This is a genomic window from Delftia sp. GW456-R20 (assembly GCF_001622915.1).
GTDB lineage: Bacteria > Pseudomonadota > Gammaproteobacteria > Burkholderiales > Burkholderiaceae_C > Comamonas > Comamonas acidovorans.
In genome coordinates this window covers 2,917,735-2,934,505 of the sequence record NZ_LWCN01000004.1, presented here as the reverse complement: position 1 = coordinate 2,934,505, position 16,771 = coordinate 2,917,735, and the positions used below count along the sequence as shown (strand labels likewise).

Below are 16,771 nucleotides of genomic sequence, written 5' to 3'. Positions count from 1 at the left end.
GATGCCGTGGCGCGCGGCGGCGGCACGGGGGAGCAGCATGAAACTTGCCACATACAAGGACGGATCGCGGGACGGGCAACTGGTCGTGGTGTCACGCGACCTGAGCCAGGCCCATTATGCGACCGGCATAGCGAGCCGCCTGCAGCAGGTGCTCGACGACTGGAGCTACATGGCGCCCCAGCTGCAGGACCTGTACCACCTGCTCAACAGCGGCAAGGCGGTCCATGCCTTTGCCTTCGATCCGCGCCAGTGCATGGCGCCGCTGCCGCGCGCCTACCAATGGGCCGACGGCTCGGCCTACATCAACCATGTGGAGCTGGTGCGCCAGGCGCGCGGCGCCGAGGTGCCCGCCAATTTCTACACCGACCCGCTGATGTACCAGGGCGGCAGCGACGATTTCCTGGGCCCCTGCGACGATGTGGTGGTGCCCAGCGAGTCCATGGGCATCGACTTCGAGGCCGAGATCGCCGTCATCACCGCCGACGTGCCCATGGGCGCCACGCCCGAGCGTGCGCTGGGCGGCGTGCGCCTGGTCATGCTGGCCAACGACGTGAGCCTGCGCAACCTGATCCCCAATGAGCTGTCCAAGGGCTTCGGCTTCTTCCAGTCCAAGCCTGCCACCTCCTTCAGCCCCGTGGCCGTGACGCTGGACGAGCTGGGCGACGCCTGGAAGGGCGGGCGCCTGCACCTGACGCTGCAGTCCACCTGGAACGGCCGCAAGGTCGGCATGTGCGATGCGGGCGAGGACATGAGCTTTCACTTCGGCCAGCTCATCGCCCATATCTGCAAGACGCGCAATGTGCGCGCCGGCTCCATCGTGGGCAGCGGCACCGTGAGCAACAAGGGCGTGGAAAGCGGCAAGGGCAAGAACCGGCGCATGGAGTGGCCCAAGGGCTACAGCTGCATCGCGGAAAAGCGTTGCATAGAGACCATCCAGGACGGCGCGCCCAAGACCGAGTTCATGCGCTTCGGCGACACCATCCGCATCGAGATGAAGGGCAAGGACGGCCAGAGCATCTTCGGCGCCATCGACCAGAACATCGTCGAGCCTGCCGAATGAGCCGCGTCTGCGCACCCTGGTGGCGCCTGGCGGGCAGGTCGCTGCGCGCCGGCCTGGCCGCGCTGGCGCTGTCGCCGCTGGCCGCGGCATTCGCGGCGCCCCCGGCCGCGGACCCCGTCACCTGCCCGCCCGAGGCGCGCATGCCCGACCCGGACGAGATCCGCGCCCTGCAGCGCAAGGCGCAGGACCGTGGGCTGCTGTGGCGCATCGAGCACCGGGGCCGCACCAGCTGGCTCTACGGGACCATGCATGCGGCCAAGCTTGACTGGAGCGTGCCCGGCCCCACGGTGGCGGACGCGCTGCGCGCCTCCGACAGCCTGGCGCTGGAGCTGAACATCCTCGATCCCGATGTCATGAAGGTCCTGTTCGCAGGCATGCAGGCCCGGCCCGATGCGCCGCCGCTGCGCGGCGATCTCCAGCGCCGGCTTGAGGAGCAAAGGCGCCTGGCCTGCGCCGGCCCCGAGCTGGCCCTGCTGCGCCCCGACGCCCAGGTGATCTCCCTGTTGTCGCTGGCCGGCCGCAGCGAGGGGCTGGACGCGTCCTATGGCATCGATTTCTCGCTGGCCGGCGTGGCGCTGGCCCTGGGCAAGCCCGTGCTGTCGCTGGAGACGCCCGAGCTGCAACTGCGCGAGCTGGTCTCGGACGACCCCGCGCGCGTGGCCGAGACGGTGGAGTCCGGCCTGCGCCAGCTGGAAAGCGGCATCGCCTCCCAGAAGCTGGGACTGATCGCACGCGTCTGGGCCGATGGCCGCATCCACCTGCTGGAGAGCCTGCCCGACTGGTGCGACTGCATGGCCGATGCCGCCGAGCGCGCCGACTACGACCGCATGGTCTATGGCCGCAACCCCGGCCTGGCGCGCGAAGTGGCGCGGCAGATCCGTTCCGGCCGCAGCGTGTTCGCCGCCGTGGGCGCCCTGCACATGGTGGGCACGCGCGGCCTGCCGGCGCTGCTGGCGGCCCAGGGCTTCAAGGTGCAGCACGTGGAGTTCCCCGCAGCCAGCTCGCCCTGAAACACACGGCCGCTGCCTCCATGAACAAGAGCTACAGGGCGCGGCCAGGACCCATCCACACCCATCCCACAGGAGACAACAATGGACCGTAGACAATTCCTGGCCGCCGTGGCGGCCTCATCCGTCGGCATGGCCGCGCCTTTTGCACAGGCGCAGGACTGGCCCGCCAGCAACATCCGCTGGGTCGTGCCCTATCCGCCCGGCGGCGGCACCGACGTGCTGGCGCGCACCGTGGCCGAGGCCATGCGCCAGACGCTGAACCAGACCATCGTGGTGGACAACCGCCCCGGCGCCTCCACCAACATCGGCGCCCAGATCGTGGCCACGGCCAAGCCCGACGGCTACACCATCATGTCGGCCGACAACGCCGTGCTGGCCTACAACGAGCACCTGTTCAGCAAGCTGTCCTTCAATCCTGAAAAGGACTTCACCTACATCGGCGGCATCAGCCGCTTCCCGATGGCGCTGGTGGTGAACCCGAACTTCGAGGCCAAGACCTTCAAGGAATTCCTGGCCTACGTGAAGGCGCATCCGGGCCAGGTCAACTACGCCTCGCCCGGCAACGGCTCGCCCCACCACCTGGCCATGGAGATGTTCAAGAACCGCACGGGCACCTTCCTGACGCACATCCCCTATCGCGGCGCGGCGCCTGCGCTGGCCGACGTGATGGGCGGCCAGGTGCCCTGCATGTTCCTGGACCTGGCCTCTGGCCTGCCCGTGATCCAGTCGGGCAAGGTGCGCGCCCTGGCCATCGGCACGGGCAAGCGCGTGCCCAGCCTGCCCGAGCTGCCCACGCTGGCCGAGGTCGGCGTGCCCGACACCGAGGTCTATGCCTTCCAGGGCATCCTGGGCCCGGCCAAGATGCCCCCCGCCGTGGTGCAGCGCCTGAACGCCGAACTCAACAAGGCGCTGGCCAACCCCGCCGTGGTCAAGCGCATGCAGGACTTCGGCATGGAGGCGCTGCCGGGCACGCCCGAGCAGTTCCTGGCCATGTCGCGCGCGGAGTCCAAGCGCTGGGGGGCGATCATCAAGAGCGCGGGCGTCAAATTGGACTGACCCCCTGAGCGGCTGCGCCGCTTCCCCCTTCTCGCTTCGCGGAGGGGGACGACACCCTCGGTGCGGGGCGGCCCTTCCTCGGTGTCTCTGGGTTGGGCCGTGGCGGTTTTGGGGGCGGCGCCAGGCTTTGATCTGATGCGCTGGTGCTGCTTTTTTTGGCGTTCCTGATCGCCAATCCAGCGATCAATCCAGCCATCAATCCAGCCATCAATCCAGCCATCAATCCAGCGCCTTCTGCCTGCGCATGGTGATGAAAAGAACGGCTAGGCTGGCGGCGGCGCCGGCCACGCCCAGGGCGGCGAAGAGGGGGATGCCCCACAGGCGCGGGCCCATGGTCAGCAGGCCGGGGGCCAGGCCCAGGATGAAGGCGCCGGAGACCACGGCCAGGGCCAGGCGGGTGGCGGCGCGTTCCAGTGCCAGTGAAAGCCGGTCGATGTGGCGTATGTCCAGGTCGGCCTGCAGCCGGCCCGAGCGCAGTCTTTGCATCACCAGCCGCAGGGTGTGCGGCGCGTCGTCGGCCAGTTCCAGCCACTGCGCCATGGCGGCGCGGCGCTGGCGCGCGAGGCTGCGCAGGGAGTAGCGCTGCAGCAGCTGGGCCTTGACCAGGGGCGTTGCCGTCTGCACCACGTCGAATTGCGGGTCCAACTGCAGCAGCACCTGGTCGGCCGTGATCAGGGCCTTGAGCAGCAGCGCCATGTCGGCGGGCAGGGCCACGCCGGTTTCGCGGGCCAGGGCCATGAAGTCCTGCAGTGCGCGGGACATGACCAGGCGGCCGTTGCTGGCGCCGGGGCCATGGCGGGTCACGAAGCGGTCCACGGCGGCCTCGATGCGCGCGGCCGAGGGCGGGGCGCGGCCGGGCATTTCGCTTTCGGCAGCCCATTCCAGCAGCACGCCCGAGAGGCTGCGGCCCTGGCCCTCGACCAGGGCGCGCATCAGGCCCAGCACCTGGCGGCGGCGCTGGGGCGACAGCCGCCCGACCATGCCGAAGTCGATGAAGCCCACGCGGTTGCCGGGCAGGGCCAGCAGGTTGCCGGGGTGCGGGTCGGCGTGGAACAGGCCGTCGCGCAGCACCATCTGCAGGAACGCGCAGGCGCCACGGCGCGCCAGCAGCGGGCCGTCCAGCGCGGGGTCCGCACCCACGGCCGAGGCTGGCACGCCCGGCACGAAGTCCTGCACCAGCAGGCGCGGCCCGCTCAATGCCCAGTGGATGGCCGGCACGACGATCTCGGGCTGGGCCGCGAAGTGCCGCGCCACGGCGTCGCCGTTGTGGGCTTCGACGGTGAAATCCAGTTCCTCGCGCAGCGCCTGGCCCAGCTGGCGCGTGACCTCGCGCGGGCGGTAGCGTGCCAGCTGCGGCCATTGTTCCTGGGCCAGCAGCGCCAGGTGCTCGAGCAGGCGCAGGTCGGCTTCGATCTGGGGGCGCAGCCCGGGGCGCTGGACCTTGACCACGACTTCGATGTCGGCAGCGCTGGCCGCAGGGGTGCTGTCGCTGTCGCGGCCGTCTTTCTGGTCTTCCCGGTCATCCCGGTCATCCCGGTCATCCCGGTCTTCGGCCGCAGGCAGCCGCGCGCGGTACACCTGGGCCATGGAGGCCGAGGCCAGCGGCACGGGATCGAAATGCGTGAACACCTGCTCCACGGGCAGGCCCAGCGACTGTTCGATCAACGGCTGGGCCGTCTCCCAGGGCAGCGGGGCGGCGTGGCTGTGCAGTTGCTGCAGGGCGGCCGTCCATTCGGGCGCGAGCAGGTCCGAGCGCGTGGCCATGATCTGGCCCAGCTTGACGAAGCTGGGACCCAGGTGTTCGAGGGCCATGCGCAGGCGCTCGGGGCGGCTGGCATCCAGCGGATGCTCGGGATGGGGCTGGCTGCCGCGTGGCGCGAAGCGGGCCAGGCCCAGCGTGTCGACCAGGTCAGCCAGCCCGAAGCGCAGCAGCACGCCGACGATTTCCTGCAGCCGGGCACGGTCGCGCACGGCGACCACGGCGGTTTGCAGCATGGGCATCTCCTGTCAGTGGTGGCAATGCGGTCCATTGTGCCGATGCGCCAGACGCCATTGAGCAGGAATCGCCCGCCTCCGGGGCGGGGCTCAGGCCAGCCGCTGCACCTGCACCGCGCAGTCGTAGAAGCTGGGCGCGCGGCCCAGGTCGGTCAGGCGCTGGTGGGTGAGCTCGTTGACGTTGGTGCCGTTGTCGCCATGCTTGCGCCACCAGATGCCCAGGCCGTTGACCACGCCACGGCGCGCGCGGCCGTTGAGGGTGGCGTGGCATTCGTAGCTGCCCCGGTCGTTGAAGACGCGGACGCGGTCGCCCTCGGCCACGCCGCGCGGGGCGGCGTCGTCGGGGTGCAGCTCCACCAGCGGGCGGCCTTCCATGGTGCGCAGGCTCTTGACGTTGACGAAGCTGCTGTTGAGAAAGTTGCGTGCCGGCGGCGAGATCATGGCCAGCGGGTAGCGCGCATCCGTTTCGGCGGTTTCGTAGTTGGGCAGGTAGTCGGGCAGCGGGTCCATGCCGCGCCGCGCCAGCTCGGCGATGGTGAATTCGCAGCGGCCCGAGGGCGTGGCGAAGCCGCCCTCGGCAAAGGGGGCCTCGGGCAGGGCCAGGGTGGCAAAGCCCTTGTCCATCAGCTCGTTGAAGTCCACGCCGCGGCCCTCGAAGGCTTCGCGGCACAGTTGCTCGTCTCCCGTCTGGAAATGGGCGGCGGCAAAGGCGTCGTCATGCCGCGCCATGTGCGCGGCCAGGTCGCGGAAGATCTGGCCGTTGCTGCGCGCCTGGCCCAGCGGTGCGATGGCGGGGCGGTTGAGCAGCACGTCGGTATGGCCGTAGCTGCCGTGGATGTCCCAGTGCTCGATCTGCGTGGTGGCCGGCAGCACGTAGTCGGCCAGGTCGGCCGTGTCGGTCATGAACTGCTCAAGCACCACGGTGAACAGGTTCTCGCGCGCAAAGCCGGCCACGACCTTGGCCGACTCGGGCGCCACGGCCACGGGATTGCTGTTGTAGACCACGATGGCGTCCACGCGCGGGCCGAAGCCGTTGCCGCCTTCGTGCAGCAAGGCGTCGCCGATGGTGCTCATGTTGATGGTGCGCGGGCGGCGTTCGCCCAGCAGGTGCGGCATCTGCAGTCGGGCGCGCTGCGCGGGCAGGGCGCCCGAGGCGGACAGCAGCAGGCCGCCCGCACGGTGGCGCCAGGCGCCCACCAGGGCCGGCAGGCAGGCGATGGCGCGCACGGCATTGCCGCCGCCGCGCGCGCGCTGCACGCCGTAGTTCAGGCGGATGGCGGCGGGCGTGGTGGTGCCGTAGTCGCGCGCCAGCTGGCGGATCTGCTCCACGGGCAGGCCGCAGACCTGGGCCGCGCGCTCGGGCGGCCACTGCAGGGCGCGGGCCTTGAGTTCCTCCCAGCCCAGCGTGTGGCGCGCAATGTAGTCATGGTCCAGCCAGCCGTGCGTGATCAGCTCGTGCATCAGGGCCAGCGCCAGGGCGGCATCGGTGCCCGGCAGCAGCTGCAGGTGCTCGTGGCATTTGTCGGCGGTCTCGGTCTTGCGCGGGTCTATGCACACCAGGCGTGCGCCGTTGCGCTTGGCCTCCAGCGCATAGCGCCAGAAATGCAGGCTGCTGCCGATGCTGTTGCTGCCCCAGATGACGATGAGCCGGCTTTCGGTGAAATGCTCCACGCGCATGCCCAGCTTGCCGCCATAGGTCAGGTTCAGGGCCTCGCCCCCGGCGCTGGAGCAGATGGTGCGGTCCAGCAGCGAGGCGCCGAGCTGGTGGAAGAAGCGCCGGTCCATGCTCTCGCCCTGCACCAGGCCCATGGTGCCTGCGTAGCTGTAGGGCAGGATGGTTTCGGGATCGCGCGCCGCCAGGGACTGCAGGCGCGCGGCGATGTCGGCCAGCGCCTCGTCCCAGCCCACGGGCTCGAACTGCCCGGAACCCTTGGGCCCCACGCGGCGCAGCGGGGTGAGCACGCGCTCGGGGTGGTAGCTGCGCTCGGTGTACTTGCTGACCTTGGCGCAGAGCACGCCGCCCGTGTGCGGATGGGCGGGGTTGCCCTGGACTCTTTTGGCGATGCCGTCTTCGACCGTGGTCACCAGCGAGCAGGTATCGGGGCAGTCATGGGGGCAGGCGCCCAGCACCTGTGAGGTGGCCTGGAGTGGGGACGAGGCGGAGGACATGGTGGCAGCGGTCTCGGACAGGGTGGGTACTTTGCGAAAAAACCGTGAAAAGCCGGGAAAACGGGAAAAGGCCGTCACGGGCAAGGGGCGGTGCCGGTCTTGCATGCCGCAATCGCCGCTTGTCTTTATTATGCGGACCCTTGCAGCCGGCTGCACGCAGCAACGGCGCCGATTCCAGTGACAAAAACAGGCAAGTTCATGCTCCGACCCAAGACGGCGTTCAGCCGCAGACAGTTCATCGCAGCCAGCACGGCTGCTGCCGCCACCTGGACCGGCGCAGTGCGCGCCCAGGACGCGGGTGGCACCATCGTGCTGGGCCAGTCCTGCCCGTTGACCGGGTCTGCAGCGCAGATCGGCCAGCCCTTCCATGAAGGCGCCAAGCTGTACTTCGAACAGCTCAACGCGCAGGGGGGCATTGCCCGGCGCAACATCGAACTGCGCGTGATGGACGACGGCTACGAGCCCGAGCGCTGCGCGGCCAATACCCAGCGCTTCCTGTCCGACGACGTGTTCGCCCTGTTCGGCTACGTGGGCACCTCCACCAGCATGGCCGCGCTGCCGCTGCTGCAAAAGGCGCGCGTGCCCCTGTTCGCACCGCTGACGGGCGCCGACGCGCTGCGCCAGCCCCAGCTGGCCCACCTGGTCTTCAATGTGCGCGCCTCCTATGCCGACGAGACGGCGCTGATGGTGCGCCACCTCACGGGCCTGGGCCTCAAGAAGGTGGCCGTGCTGCACCAGAACGATGCCTATGGCGAGTCGGGCCTGGCCGGTGTCAAGGCGGCGCTGGCCGCCAAGGGGCTGGAGCCCGTGGGCGCGGCCACGGTGGAGCGCAACTCGAACAATGTGGCGGCGGCCGTCAAGACGCTGGTGCCGCTGGGCGCCGATGTGATCGTGCAGATCGTCACCTACTCGGCCAGCGCGGCCTTTGTGCGCGCGGCGCGCCAGGCAGGCTTTGGCGGGCAGTTCTACAACGTGTCCTTCGTGGGTGCCCAGGCGCTGTCGGAGACGCTGGGCAAGGATGCCGAAGGCGTGGTGGTCACCCAGGTCGTGCCCTCGCCCTTCCAGACCTCGCGCCAGATCACGCGCGATTTCCTGGCGGCCATCCAGAAGGGCGGCGGCAAGCTGACGCCCAACTATTCCAGCATGGAAGGCTATCTGGCGGCGCGCGTGTTCGCCGATGCGCTGCGCCAGGCATCGGCCTCGGGCAAGCCCACGCGCGACGGCCTGGTGGCCGCGCTCGACGCCATGCACGGCCAGCAGGTGGCCGGCTTCCCGCTGGTCTTCAAGCCGCAGTCCGGCAAGCCGCGCTTCGTGGAGTTGTCCATGCTGACCGGCGACGGCAAGGTCCGGGTGTAGGCTTGCAGCATTGGAGCGTGTTATGCACTTTTAAGTGCCCGCGAAAGCCGGGAAAGGGGCCCGGAACGAGGCGTAGCCCGCGCCGCGGTTGCCACACCGCAAGCGGGCTGCAACGAAGGGCCGGGCCCCTTTCCCGGCTTTCCCGGAGGGTTGGCTCTGCGCGCAGGCGCTCGCGGCGTTGCAGCGCTTGCCAAGGCTTCAGCCTTGGCGGCGCACTGCGCCTTGCGATCACCAGCGCGCAGAGCCAACGCGGGTACTTAAAAGTGCATAACACGCTCTAGAGGAGAACCCCATGGCCTTGCTGCAGGAACTGCTGGACCGCGCACCCGAGATCACCGCGCTGCGCCGCGACATACATGCCCATCCCGAACTGTGTTTCGAGGAGATCCGCACTGCCGACCTCGTGGCCCGGCAATTGGAGGGATGGGGCATCGCCGTGCACCGCGGCCTGGGCCGCACGGGCGTGGTGGGCACCATCCACGGCCGTGACGGCGGCGCCAGCGGCCGCGCCGTCGGCCTGCGCGCCGACATGGACGCCCTGCCCATGCAGGAGTTCAACACCTTCGAGCACGCCAGCCGCCACGCCGGAAAAATGCATGCCTGCGGACATGACGGCCATGTCGCCATGCTGCTGGCCGCCGCGCAGTACCTGGCCGCGCACCGCGACAGCTTCGAGGGCACGGTGCACCTGATCTTCCAGCCGGCCGAAGAGGGCGGTGGCGGCGCGCGCGAGATGGTCGAGGACGGCCTGTTCACCCAGTTCCCCATGCAGGCCGTCTTCGGCATGCACAACTGGCCGGGCATGAAGGCCGGCACCATGGCCGTGGGCCCGGGCCCGGCCATGGCGTCCAGCAACGAATTCCGCATCGTCGTGCGCGGCAAGGGCGGCCACGCGGCCATGCCGCACATGGTGATCGACCCGCTGCCCGTGGCGGCCCAGCTGATCCTGGGCCTGCAGACCATCGTCAGCCGCAACGTCAAGCCCATCGAGGCGGGCGTGGTCTCGGTCACCATGGTCCACGCGGGCGAGGCCACGAACGTGGTGCCCGACAGCGTGGAGCTGCAGGGCACGGTGCGCACCTTCACGCTGGAGGTGCTGGACCTGATCGAGCGGCGCATGAAGACCCTGGCCGAGAGCATCTGCGCCGCGCATGACACGCGCTGCGAGTTCGAGTTCGTGCGCAACTACCCGCCCACCATCAACTCCGCCCCCGAGGCCGAGTTCGCGCGCCGCGTCATGGCCGAGGTCGTGGGCGAGGCCAATGTGCTGCCTCAGGAGCCGTCCATGGGCGCCGAGGACTTCGCCTTCATGCTGCTGGAAAAGCCCGGCGCCTACTGCTTCATCGCCAATGGCGACGGCGACCACCGCGCCATCGGCCACGGCGGCGGTCCCTGCACGCTGCACAACCCCAGCTACGACTTCAACGACCAGCTGATTCCGCAGGGCGCCACGTTCTGGGTGAAGCTGGCCCAGCGCTGGCTGAGCGAGCCCACGCGCTGAGGCCCTTGCAGGGTCCGGCCGACACCGGCATGTCACACACCGCACCTAGCATGCGGTCCCTGTGACCTCCATCGAATCCTCCACGGCCGCCGCGCAGGGCGTGGCCGTCCAAGCCCGGCAGCTCAAGCGCATCCACGGCGAGCGCGCCGTGCTCCAGGACATCAGCCTGCAGATCGCCCCCGGCGAGGTGCTGGCCCTGCTGGGTCCTTCGGGCTGCGGCAAGACCACCCTGCTCAAGATCCTGGCCGGGCTGGAGCAGCCCAGCCGCGGCGAAGTCTGGATGGGCGGGCAGTGCGCGGCCAGCGCCTCGCAGTCCCTGCCGCCCGAGCGGCGCGAGCTGGGCCTGGTGCTCCAGGACCATGCGCTCTGGCCCCATATGAGCCTGCAGGCCAACGTGGCCTTCGCGCTGGAAATGCGCGGCCTGCCTCGCGCGCAGATCCACGAGCGGGTGCAGCAGACCTTGGGCCTGGTCGGGCTGCAGGGCATGGGCGAGCGTCTTCCCGGCAGCCTGTCGGGCGGCCAGCAGCAGCGTGCAGCGCTGGCCTGCGCCGTGGTGGAGCGCCCGCGCCTGGTGCTGCTTGACGAACCCCTGTCCGGCCTCGACTGCAACCTGCGCGAGCGCCTGTGCGAGGAAATTCCCCGGCTGCTGCGCAGCCTGGGTTGTACGGCCGTCTATGCGACCCAGGACCGCCAGCAGGCCTTGGCCGTCGCCGACCGCGTGGTCGTGATGGAGCACGGCCGCATCCTGCAACCGGGCAGCGCCCGGGGCCAGGCGCCGGCCCCCGCGCCTTGCGGGGCCGACCGATGGCCCATGGCCGGGCACCTGTGCAGCGCAGCGTAGGAGGGGCGTAGCCGGTCTCGGTTCGGATAACGGTGAAAAAAGCACGGTCGTTCTAAATTTCTGCTTTTTTGGCTACACTGTGCCGCTACACGAACCGCCCACCAGGAGACCCGCCATGTCCGATCTGAATGCCGCCTTCGAGGCCGCCGTCAAGAACTCCACCTCGATCAGCGAGCGCCCCGACAACGCCACGCTGCTCAAGCTCTACGCGCTGTACAAGCAGGCCACCGAAGGCGACAACGAGGCCAAGAAGCCCAGCTTCACCGACATGGTCGGCCGCGCCAAGTGGGACGCCTGGGAAAAGCTCAAGGACACCTCGGCCGATGACGCCAAGCAGCAGTACATCGACCTGATCGAGTCGCTGCGCTGATCAACACCACCACCGATCGCAGACACAGACAAGGCCCCGGACTCCGGGGCCTTGTCGTTTCCGGCCAGGCCACACCACACTATGTCAAAGAGTGGAGCGCTGGAAACTGGCGCGGCCCAACTCAGGGACGCCGAGCAAGAGCCACCTCGCGGCGGGGGCGCCCAGCCGAAGGCGTCGTCCCCCTCCGCGAAGCGAGAAGGGGGAAGCGGCGCAGCCGCTCAGGGGGATCAATATTTGTTCGAGAAGTTGGCGCTGATGCGCTGGCGCAGGTACTCCGCGCCCGTGATGGGCGGGTACTTCTTTTGCGGACCTTCGATCACCGCGTCCTCGTTGGCCTGGCAGAAGAAGGCCAGGCTGTAGCGCGCGCCCTGGTATTCATGGGGCAGGGGATTGCGCACGCGGTGGAAGTTGCTGGGCAGCTGGTCGTCGCTCCAGCGCGTGAGCATGTCGCCGATGTTGCAGGTGATCACGCCTTCCACGGGGTCCACGGGCGTCCATTGCTGGCCTTCCATCTCCTTGCCCGGCAGCACCTGCAGGCCGCCCTGGCCCGCGCGCTGGAACAGCAGGGTCAGGCAGTCGAAGTCGGTGTGGGCGCCTGCGCGCCACAGGCCCAGCTCGTCCTTGAGCGCGGGATCGACCGCGAAGTAATGCAGCATGCGCAGCGTGCTCTGGTAGGCGGGCACCGAAGGGTCGTGGGCGCGCGTGAAGAAGTCCGCATCAAAGCCCAGCTTGTGCGCAAAGCACGACAGCAGCCGCATGCCCACCTGCCAGCACTGGCGCTCGAAGCCCAGTGTGGCCTGCTGAAAGCCCGGCAGCTCCTGCTCCGTGGGCCACAGGCCGGCCATGCGCGGGCGCGTCATCTGGTAGGACTCCTTCTGGTCGGGCGTGCGCGTGGAAGGCCGGATCTGCGCCTTGTGCTCCCAGCCCGCATTGCGCGACAGCGGCCACTGCGCCTTCACCTCGCGCGGCAGGGCGAACAGCTGCTCGGCACGCCCGAAGGCCGCATCGATATCGGGCTGGGGAATGCCGTGGCCCGACACCTGGAAGAAGCCGATCTCCACCGAGGCCTGCCAGATCGCATCGGCAATCTCGGCCTTGCGGCGGTCAAAGTCGGAGATGTCGATCACCCGCACCTCCCGTGCGCGCGTCTCCTGCCCCTGGCCGCCCATGCGGGCCTCCTTGGCGAGTTCACCCAAGGCGTAATCTGAAGCCGGTGCCGAAGTCAGGGTGGGGTTGGCAAGCATGTTCATGGTCTGTTTCCTTTGCCGCAAAGGCAGTGGCAAGGCACGCAGCGGCCGGCGCAAAAAGACACCCATCCCGCCCGTCGCTCTTGAAGTGGCTGACAAGGCACAGGTCGCAGCCACGCCGCTCCCGCACCCGCTTCAAGAGCAATGACCCGCGCCGGCACAGACCGGCAAGCTGAACGCTTCTACTCTTGCCAACCACCCAAGCAAACAGCGCGCCAGCCCGCGCAGGCCTGTTCAAGGCCACCTGCGTTCCATCGTGGTGCAAGAGGGCCGGGCAGCTTGGTGCACGCGCCGCATCGGAACCGTCTGGCACCAATCTGATGCATGCCCGCCGCGTCGAAAACCGGCGCGGCCCAGCCCAGTGACGCCGAGGAAGGGCCGCCCCGCACCGAGGGTGTCGTCCCCCTCCCGCGCAGCGAGAGAGGGGGGAAGGCGCGAAGCGACTCAGGGGGTGGTACGCACTTTGCATACAAGGACGAACGAGTAGAAGCGTTCAGCACGCGCCCAGTGCGCGTTGCCCGGAAATTGCTCATGTCACGCCAGCCGCCCGGCCCCATGCCAGCGGCCGGTCCCCATGTTGATAGCGACTGAGAGTTCCACCATGCAACGCCGCCATTTCCTTGCCGCCGCCGCCCTTCCCGCTGCCAGTGCCGTGATGCCCGGTGCCTTCGCCCAGGGCAAGGCGCTGACACCGCTGAAGTTCACGCTGGACTTTCGCGTGACCTCGCAGACCGCGCCCTTTTTCGTGGCGCTGCAAAAGGGCTACTACCGCGACGAGGGGCTGGACGTGAGCATCGACGTGGGCTCGGGCTCGGTGGCATCCATCACGCGGGTGGCCAGTGGCGCCTACCAGCTGGGCCTGGGCGACATCAGCTCGCTGATCGAGTTCCAGGCGCAGAACGCGGGTGCCGCGCGCGTGCAGGCCGTCTACCAGTACTACAACCGCGCGCCGTTCGCCATCATCGGCCGCAAGGACCGGGGCATCACGGGCGAGTTCGCCAGCCTCAAGGGCAAGAAGGTGGCCGCCGCCGCCGTGGAGTCCACGCGCCGCGTCTGGCCCCTGGTCGCGCAGCGACAGAACCTGCCGGCCGACCTGTTCGCCTGGACCACGACGGAGTTCTCGGCGCGCGACAACGTGGTGGTGCGCGGCGATGTGGATGCGGCCACCTATTTCCATGACTCGGCCGTGTCGCTGTTCGCACGCATCAAGCCCGAGGAGCTGTCGGTGCTGCGCTATACCGATGCGGGCGTGCAGCTGTATGGCAACGCCATCCTGGCTTCCAGCGCGCTGGTGGCCGAGCAGCCGGCGCTGGTGGCGGGATTCCTGCGCGCCAGCAACCGCGCCCTCATCGAATGCCTGGCCCAGCCCGCGCTGGCCGTGGCCGCCGTGCGCCAGCGCGAGCCCATCCTGGATGAGAAGCTGGAACTGGCGCGCTGGGCCATCACCTCGCAGTACCTGGCCGCGCCCGATACGCAGCGCCACGGCCTGGGCGACATCGACCCGCAGCTGCTGGCCCGCCAGGCCGAGCAGGTCAGCCAGGCCTTCGGCCTCAAGGCACCCGTGTCGGCCGATGCGCTGTTCAACCGCAGCCTGCTGCCGCCGCTGGCCGCGCGCATGGCCAAGGCCTGAGGGATCGCACATGGACCACGCCACCGTTTCACTGCCCCTTGAGGCCTCGCTCGACGAGCGCGACGGCCTGTACCTGCGCCGCGCCATCGCCATGGCCGACCGCGCGCGTAAACGCGGCAACCGCCCTTTCGGCGCGCTCATCGTGGCCGCCGATGGCCGCGTGCTCGCCGAGGCCTCCAACGCCAATGGCGAGAGCGGCGACTGCACGGCCCATGCCGAGCTGTCGGCCATCCGCCTGGCCAGCCCGCTGCATGACCGCGAGGCGCTGTCCGCAGCCACCTTGTATTCATCGGCCGAGCCCTGCGTGATGTGCGCGGGCGCCATCTTCTGGTCGGCCATAGGCCGTGTGGTCTACGGCATAGATGCCGTGCGCCTGCGCGAATTCCGCGGCGAGCGCCTGGACCAGAAGGATGCCGAGCTGTCCTGCCGCGATGTGTTCGCCGCCTCGTCCCACGCCATCGAATGCATAGGCCCGGCGCTGATCGGCGAGGCCGCCGCATCGCACCAGGGCGCCTGGAAAAGCTGATCCGGCCCCGTTCCGTCCCCACCGTTTCTTTTGACCATCAGAGAGGAAGCCCACCATGCAAAAACGACTGTTCCTGCACACCGTCCTGGCCCTGTCCGCCAGCGCGGGCCTGGCAACGGCCCATACACAGGCCCACGCGGCCACGCCGCTGAAGTTCCAGCTGGACTGGCGCTTCGAGGGGCCGGCCGCCTTCTTCCTGCAGCCGGTGGCCAAGGGCTACTTCAAGGACGCGGGCCTGGATGTCACGGTCGATGCCGGCAGCGGCTCGGGCGGCGTGGTGCAGCGCGTGGCCTCGGGCGCCTATGACCTGGGCTTTGCCGACATCGCGGCGCTGATGGAGTTCCAGGCCAACAACCCGGACATGCCCAACAAACCCGTGGCCGTGATGATGGTCTACAACAACACGCCGGCCTCGGTGATGGCGCTCAAGAAAAGCGGCATCGCCAAGACGGCCGACCTCACCGGCAAGAAGCTGGGCGCGCCCGTGTTCGATGCGGGCCGCCGCGCCTTCCCGCTGTTCGCCAAGGCCAACCAGGTCGGCACCGTGCAGTGGACGGCCATGGACCCGCCGCTGCGCGAGACCATGCTGGTGCGCGGCGATGTGGATGCCATCACGGGCTTCACCTTCACCTCGCTGCTGAACCTGGAGGCGCGCGGCATCAAGGCCGCCGATGTGGTGGTCATGCCCTATGCGGACTTCGGCGTGAAGCTGTACGGCAACGCCATCATCGCCAGCCCGAAGCTGATCAAGGAGAACCCGGCCGCCATCAAGGCCTTCCTGCAGGCCTTCGCCAAGGGGGCCAAGGAAGTCATCGCCAACCCGGGCGCGGCCATTGCCTACGTGAAGGAGCGCGACGGCATCGTCAACACCCAGCTGGAGACGCGCCGCCTGCAGCTGGCCATCGACACCGTGGTCAACAGCGCCGACGCGCGTGCCGAGGGCTTTGGCCAGGTCGTGCCCACACGCCTGTCGCTGATGGCGTCGCAGGTCTCCGATGTCTACGCCACCAAGACGCGCGTGAACCCGGCCGAGGTCTGGAACGGCAGCTTCCTGCCGTCTGCGGCCGAGCTGAACATCCTGCCCAAGAAGTGACGACAAAGTGATTGACACCGTGCGCGTGCGCCAGCGGGTGGCGCGCACGGCCCTTGCCTGCTGCCTGCCATGAATTCCTCCACATCCCACGGCGATGACGACGCCTTCTTCGTCGAGTTCCGCGACGTCTGGCTTGCCTACAACGAGGAGCTGCTGCGCGCCAACCACTTCGCGGTCGAGGCCATCGACCTGCAGGTGCGGCGCGGCGAGTTCATCGCCATCGTCGGCCCCTCGGGCTGCGGCAAGTCCACCTTCATGAAGCTGACCACGGGGCTGAAGATGCCGTCCATGGGCCGCGTCATGGTCAACGGCGAGCGCGTGACCGGGCCGCTGAAGATCTCGGGCATGGCCTTCCAGGCGCCGTCGCTGCTGCCCTGGCGCACCACGGTGGACAACGTGCTGCTGCCGCTGGAGATCGTGGAGCCGCACCGCTCGCTGTTCCGCCAAAAGCGCAAGGAGTACGAGGCGCGTGCGCGCGCCCTGCTGCAGAAGGTGGGCCTGGGCGGCTACGAGGACAAGTACCCCTGGCAGCTGTCGGGCGGCATGCAGCAGCGCGCCAGCATCTGCCGCGCGCTGATCCACGAGCCCCAGATGCTGCTGCTGGACGAGCCCTTCGGCGCGCTCGACGCCTTCACGCGCGAGGAGCTGTGGTGCGTGCTGCGCGACCTGCAGGCCGAGCAGCGCTTCAACGTCATCCTGGTCACGCACGACCTGCGCGAGAGCGTCTTCCTGGCCGACACCGTGTACGTGATGAGCAAGAGCCCGGGCCGTTTCGTGGTGCGCCGCGACATCGAGCTGCCGCGCCCGCGCGAGCTGGAGCTGACCTACACGCGCGAATTCACCGACATCGTGCACGAGCTGCGCGGCCACATCGGCGCCATGCGCAAGACCGGCGCGGCCATCCAACAATAGAACGG

14 protein-coding genes are annotated in these 16,771 nt (G+C 69.1%); 11 read left to right on the top strand and 3 right to left on the bottom strand.

The window, feature by feature from the left end; genetic code table 11:
* Positions 1-37 precede the first annotated feature (37 nt).
* The 3 genes from A4F85_RS18425 to A4F85_RS18415 all read left to right on the top strand — a co-directional run bounded on the left by A4F85_RS18425 (position 38) and on the right by A4F85_RS18415 (position 3,126).
* Positions 38-1,060 carry a fumarylacetoacetate hydrolase family protein gene (locus A4F85_RS18425; RefSeq protein WP_034390060.1) on the top strand — a complete coding sequence of 341 codons (1,023 nt, stop codon included), beginning with the start codon at positions 38-40 and terminating at the stop codon, positions 1,058-1,060.
* Entirely contained in the window at positions 1,057-2,070 is a 1,014-nt protein-coding gene (locus A4F85_RS18420; RefSeq protein ID WP_063327385.1) for a TraB/GumN family protein, read from the top strand. The genes A4F85_RS18425 and A4F85_RS18420 overlap by 4 nt, the downstream gene beginning before the upstream one ends.
* Positions 2,071-2,151: 81 nt before the next feature.
* Complete coding sequence (locus tag A4F85_RS18415; RefSeq protein WP_063327384.1) at positions 2,152-3,126, top strand: Bug family tripartite tricarboxylate transporter substrate binding protein; 975 nt, start codon at positions 2,152-2,154, stop codon at positions 3,124-3,126.
* Positions 3,127-3,345: 219 nt separating this feature from the next.
* Here the strand turns inward: A4F85_RS18415 and A4F85_RS18410 are convergent, their stop codons facing one another.
* Positions 3,346-5,121: an ABC1 kinase family protein gene (locus A4F85_RS18410; RefSeq protein WP_063328023.1), complete on the bottom strand. Its 1,776-nt coding sequence runs from the start codon at positions 5,119-5,121 to the stop codon at positions 3,346-3,348.
* 90 nt (positions 5,122-5,211) lie between these two features.
* Positions 5,212-7,290 carry a molybdopterin-containing oxidoreductase family protein gene (locus A4F85_RS18405; RefSeq protein ID WP_063328022.1) on the bottom strand — a complete coding sequence of 693 codons (2,079 nt, stop codon included), beginning with the start codon at positions 7,288-7,290 and terminating at the stop codon, positions 5,212-5,214.
* Between the two features lie 198 nt (positions 7,291-7,488).
* On the opposite strand from A4F85_RS18405, the gene A4F85_RS18400 reads away from it, so the two are divergent.
* From A4F85_RS18400 to A4F85_RS18385, 4 genes are all read left to right on the top strand, one after another.
* On the top strand, positions 7,489-8,646 hold the full coding sequence (locus A4F85_RS18400; protein ID WP_013804370.1) for an ABC transporter substrate-binding protein: 1,158 nt from the start codon (positions 7,489-7,491) through the stop codon (positions 8,644-8,646).
* 292 nt (positions 8,647-8,938) lie between these two features.
* Positions 8,939-10,147 (top strand): M20 aminoacylase family protein, encoded by a 1,209-nt coding sequence (locus A4F85_RS18395; RefSeq protein ID WP_043825815.1) that lies wholly within the window; start codon positions 8,939-8,941, stop codon positions 10,145-10,147.
* Between the two features lie 61 nt (positions 10,148-10,208).
* Positions 10,209-10,988 carry an ABC transporter ATP-binding protein gene (locus A4F85_RS18390; protein WP_063327383.1) on the top strand — a complete coding sequence of 260 codons (780 nt, stop codon included), beginning with the start codon at positions 10,209-10,211 and terminating at the stop codon, positions 10,986-10,988.
* 115 nt (positions 10,989-11,103) lie between these two features.
* On the top strand, positions 11,104-11,358 hold the full coding sequence (locus A4F85_RS18385; protein WP_012203065.1) for an acyl-CoA-binding protein: 255 nt from the start codon (positions 11,104-11,106) through the stop codon (positions 11,356-11,358).
* Between the two features lie 227 nt (positions 11,359-11,585).
* Here the strand turns inward: A4F85_RS18385 and A4F85_RS18380 are convergent, their stop codons facing one another.
* Positions 11,586-12,608, bottom strand: coding sequence for an isopenicillin N synthase family dioxygenase (locus tag A4F85_RS18380; protein ID WP_063327382.1), 1,023 nt, complete (start codon positions 12,606-12,608; stop codon positions 11,586-11,588).
* A gap of 598 nt (positions 12,609-13,206) precedes the next feature.
* Here A4F85_RS18380 and A4F85_RS18375 point away from each other — a divergent pair.
* From A4F85_RS18375 to A4F85_RS18360, 4 genes are all read left to right on the top strand, one after another.
* Positions 13,207-14,235: an ABC transporter substrate-binding protein gene (locus A4F85_RS18375; protein WP_043780730.1), complete on the top strand. Its 1,029-nt coding sequence runs from the start codon at positions 13,207-13,209 to the stop codon at positions 14,233-14,235.
* A 10-nt stretch (positions 14,236-14,245) separates the two neighbouring features.
* A complete protein-coding gene (locus tag A4F85_RS18370) occupies positions 14,246-14,761 on the top strand; it encodes a nucleoside deaminase (protein WP_034390074.1) in 516 nt (171 codons plus the stop codon).
* A 55-nt stretch (positions 14,762-14,816) separates the two neighbouring features.
* Positions 14,817-15,854 carry an ABC transporter substrate-binding protein gene (locus A4F85_RS18365; protein ID WP_043825805.1) on the top strand — a complete coding sequence of 346 codons (1,038 nt, stop codon included), beginning with the start codon at positions 14,817-14,819 and terminating at the stop codon, positions 15,852-15,854.
* Positions 15,855-15,923: 69 nt separating this feature from the next.
* On the top strand, positions 15,924-16,766 hold the full coding sequence (locus tag A4F85_RS18360; protein ID WP_012203070.1) for an ABC transporter ATP-binding protein: 843 nt from the start codon (positions 15,924-15,926) through the stop codon (positions 16,764-16,766).
* Positions 16,767-16,771: the final 5 nt, after the last annotated feature.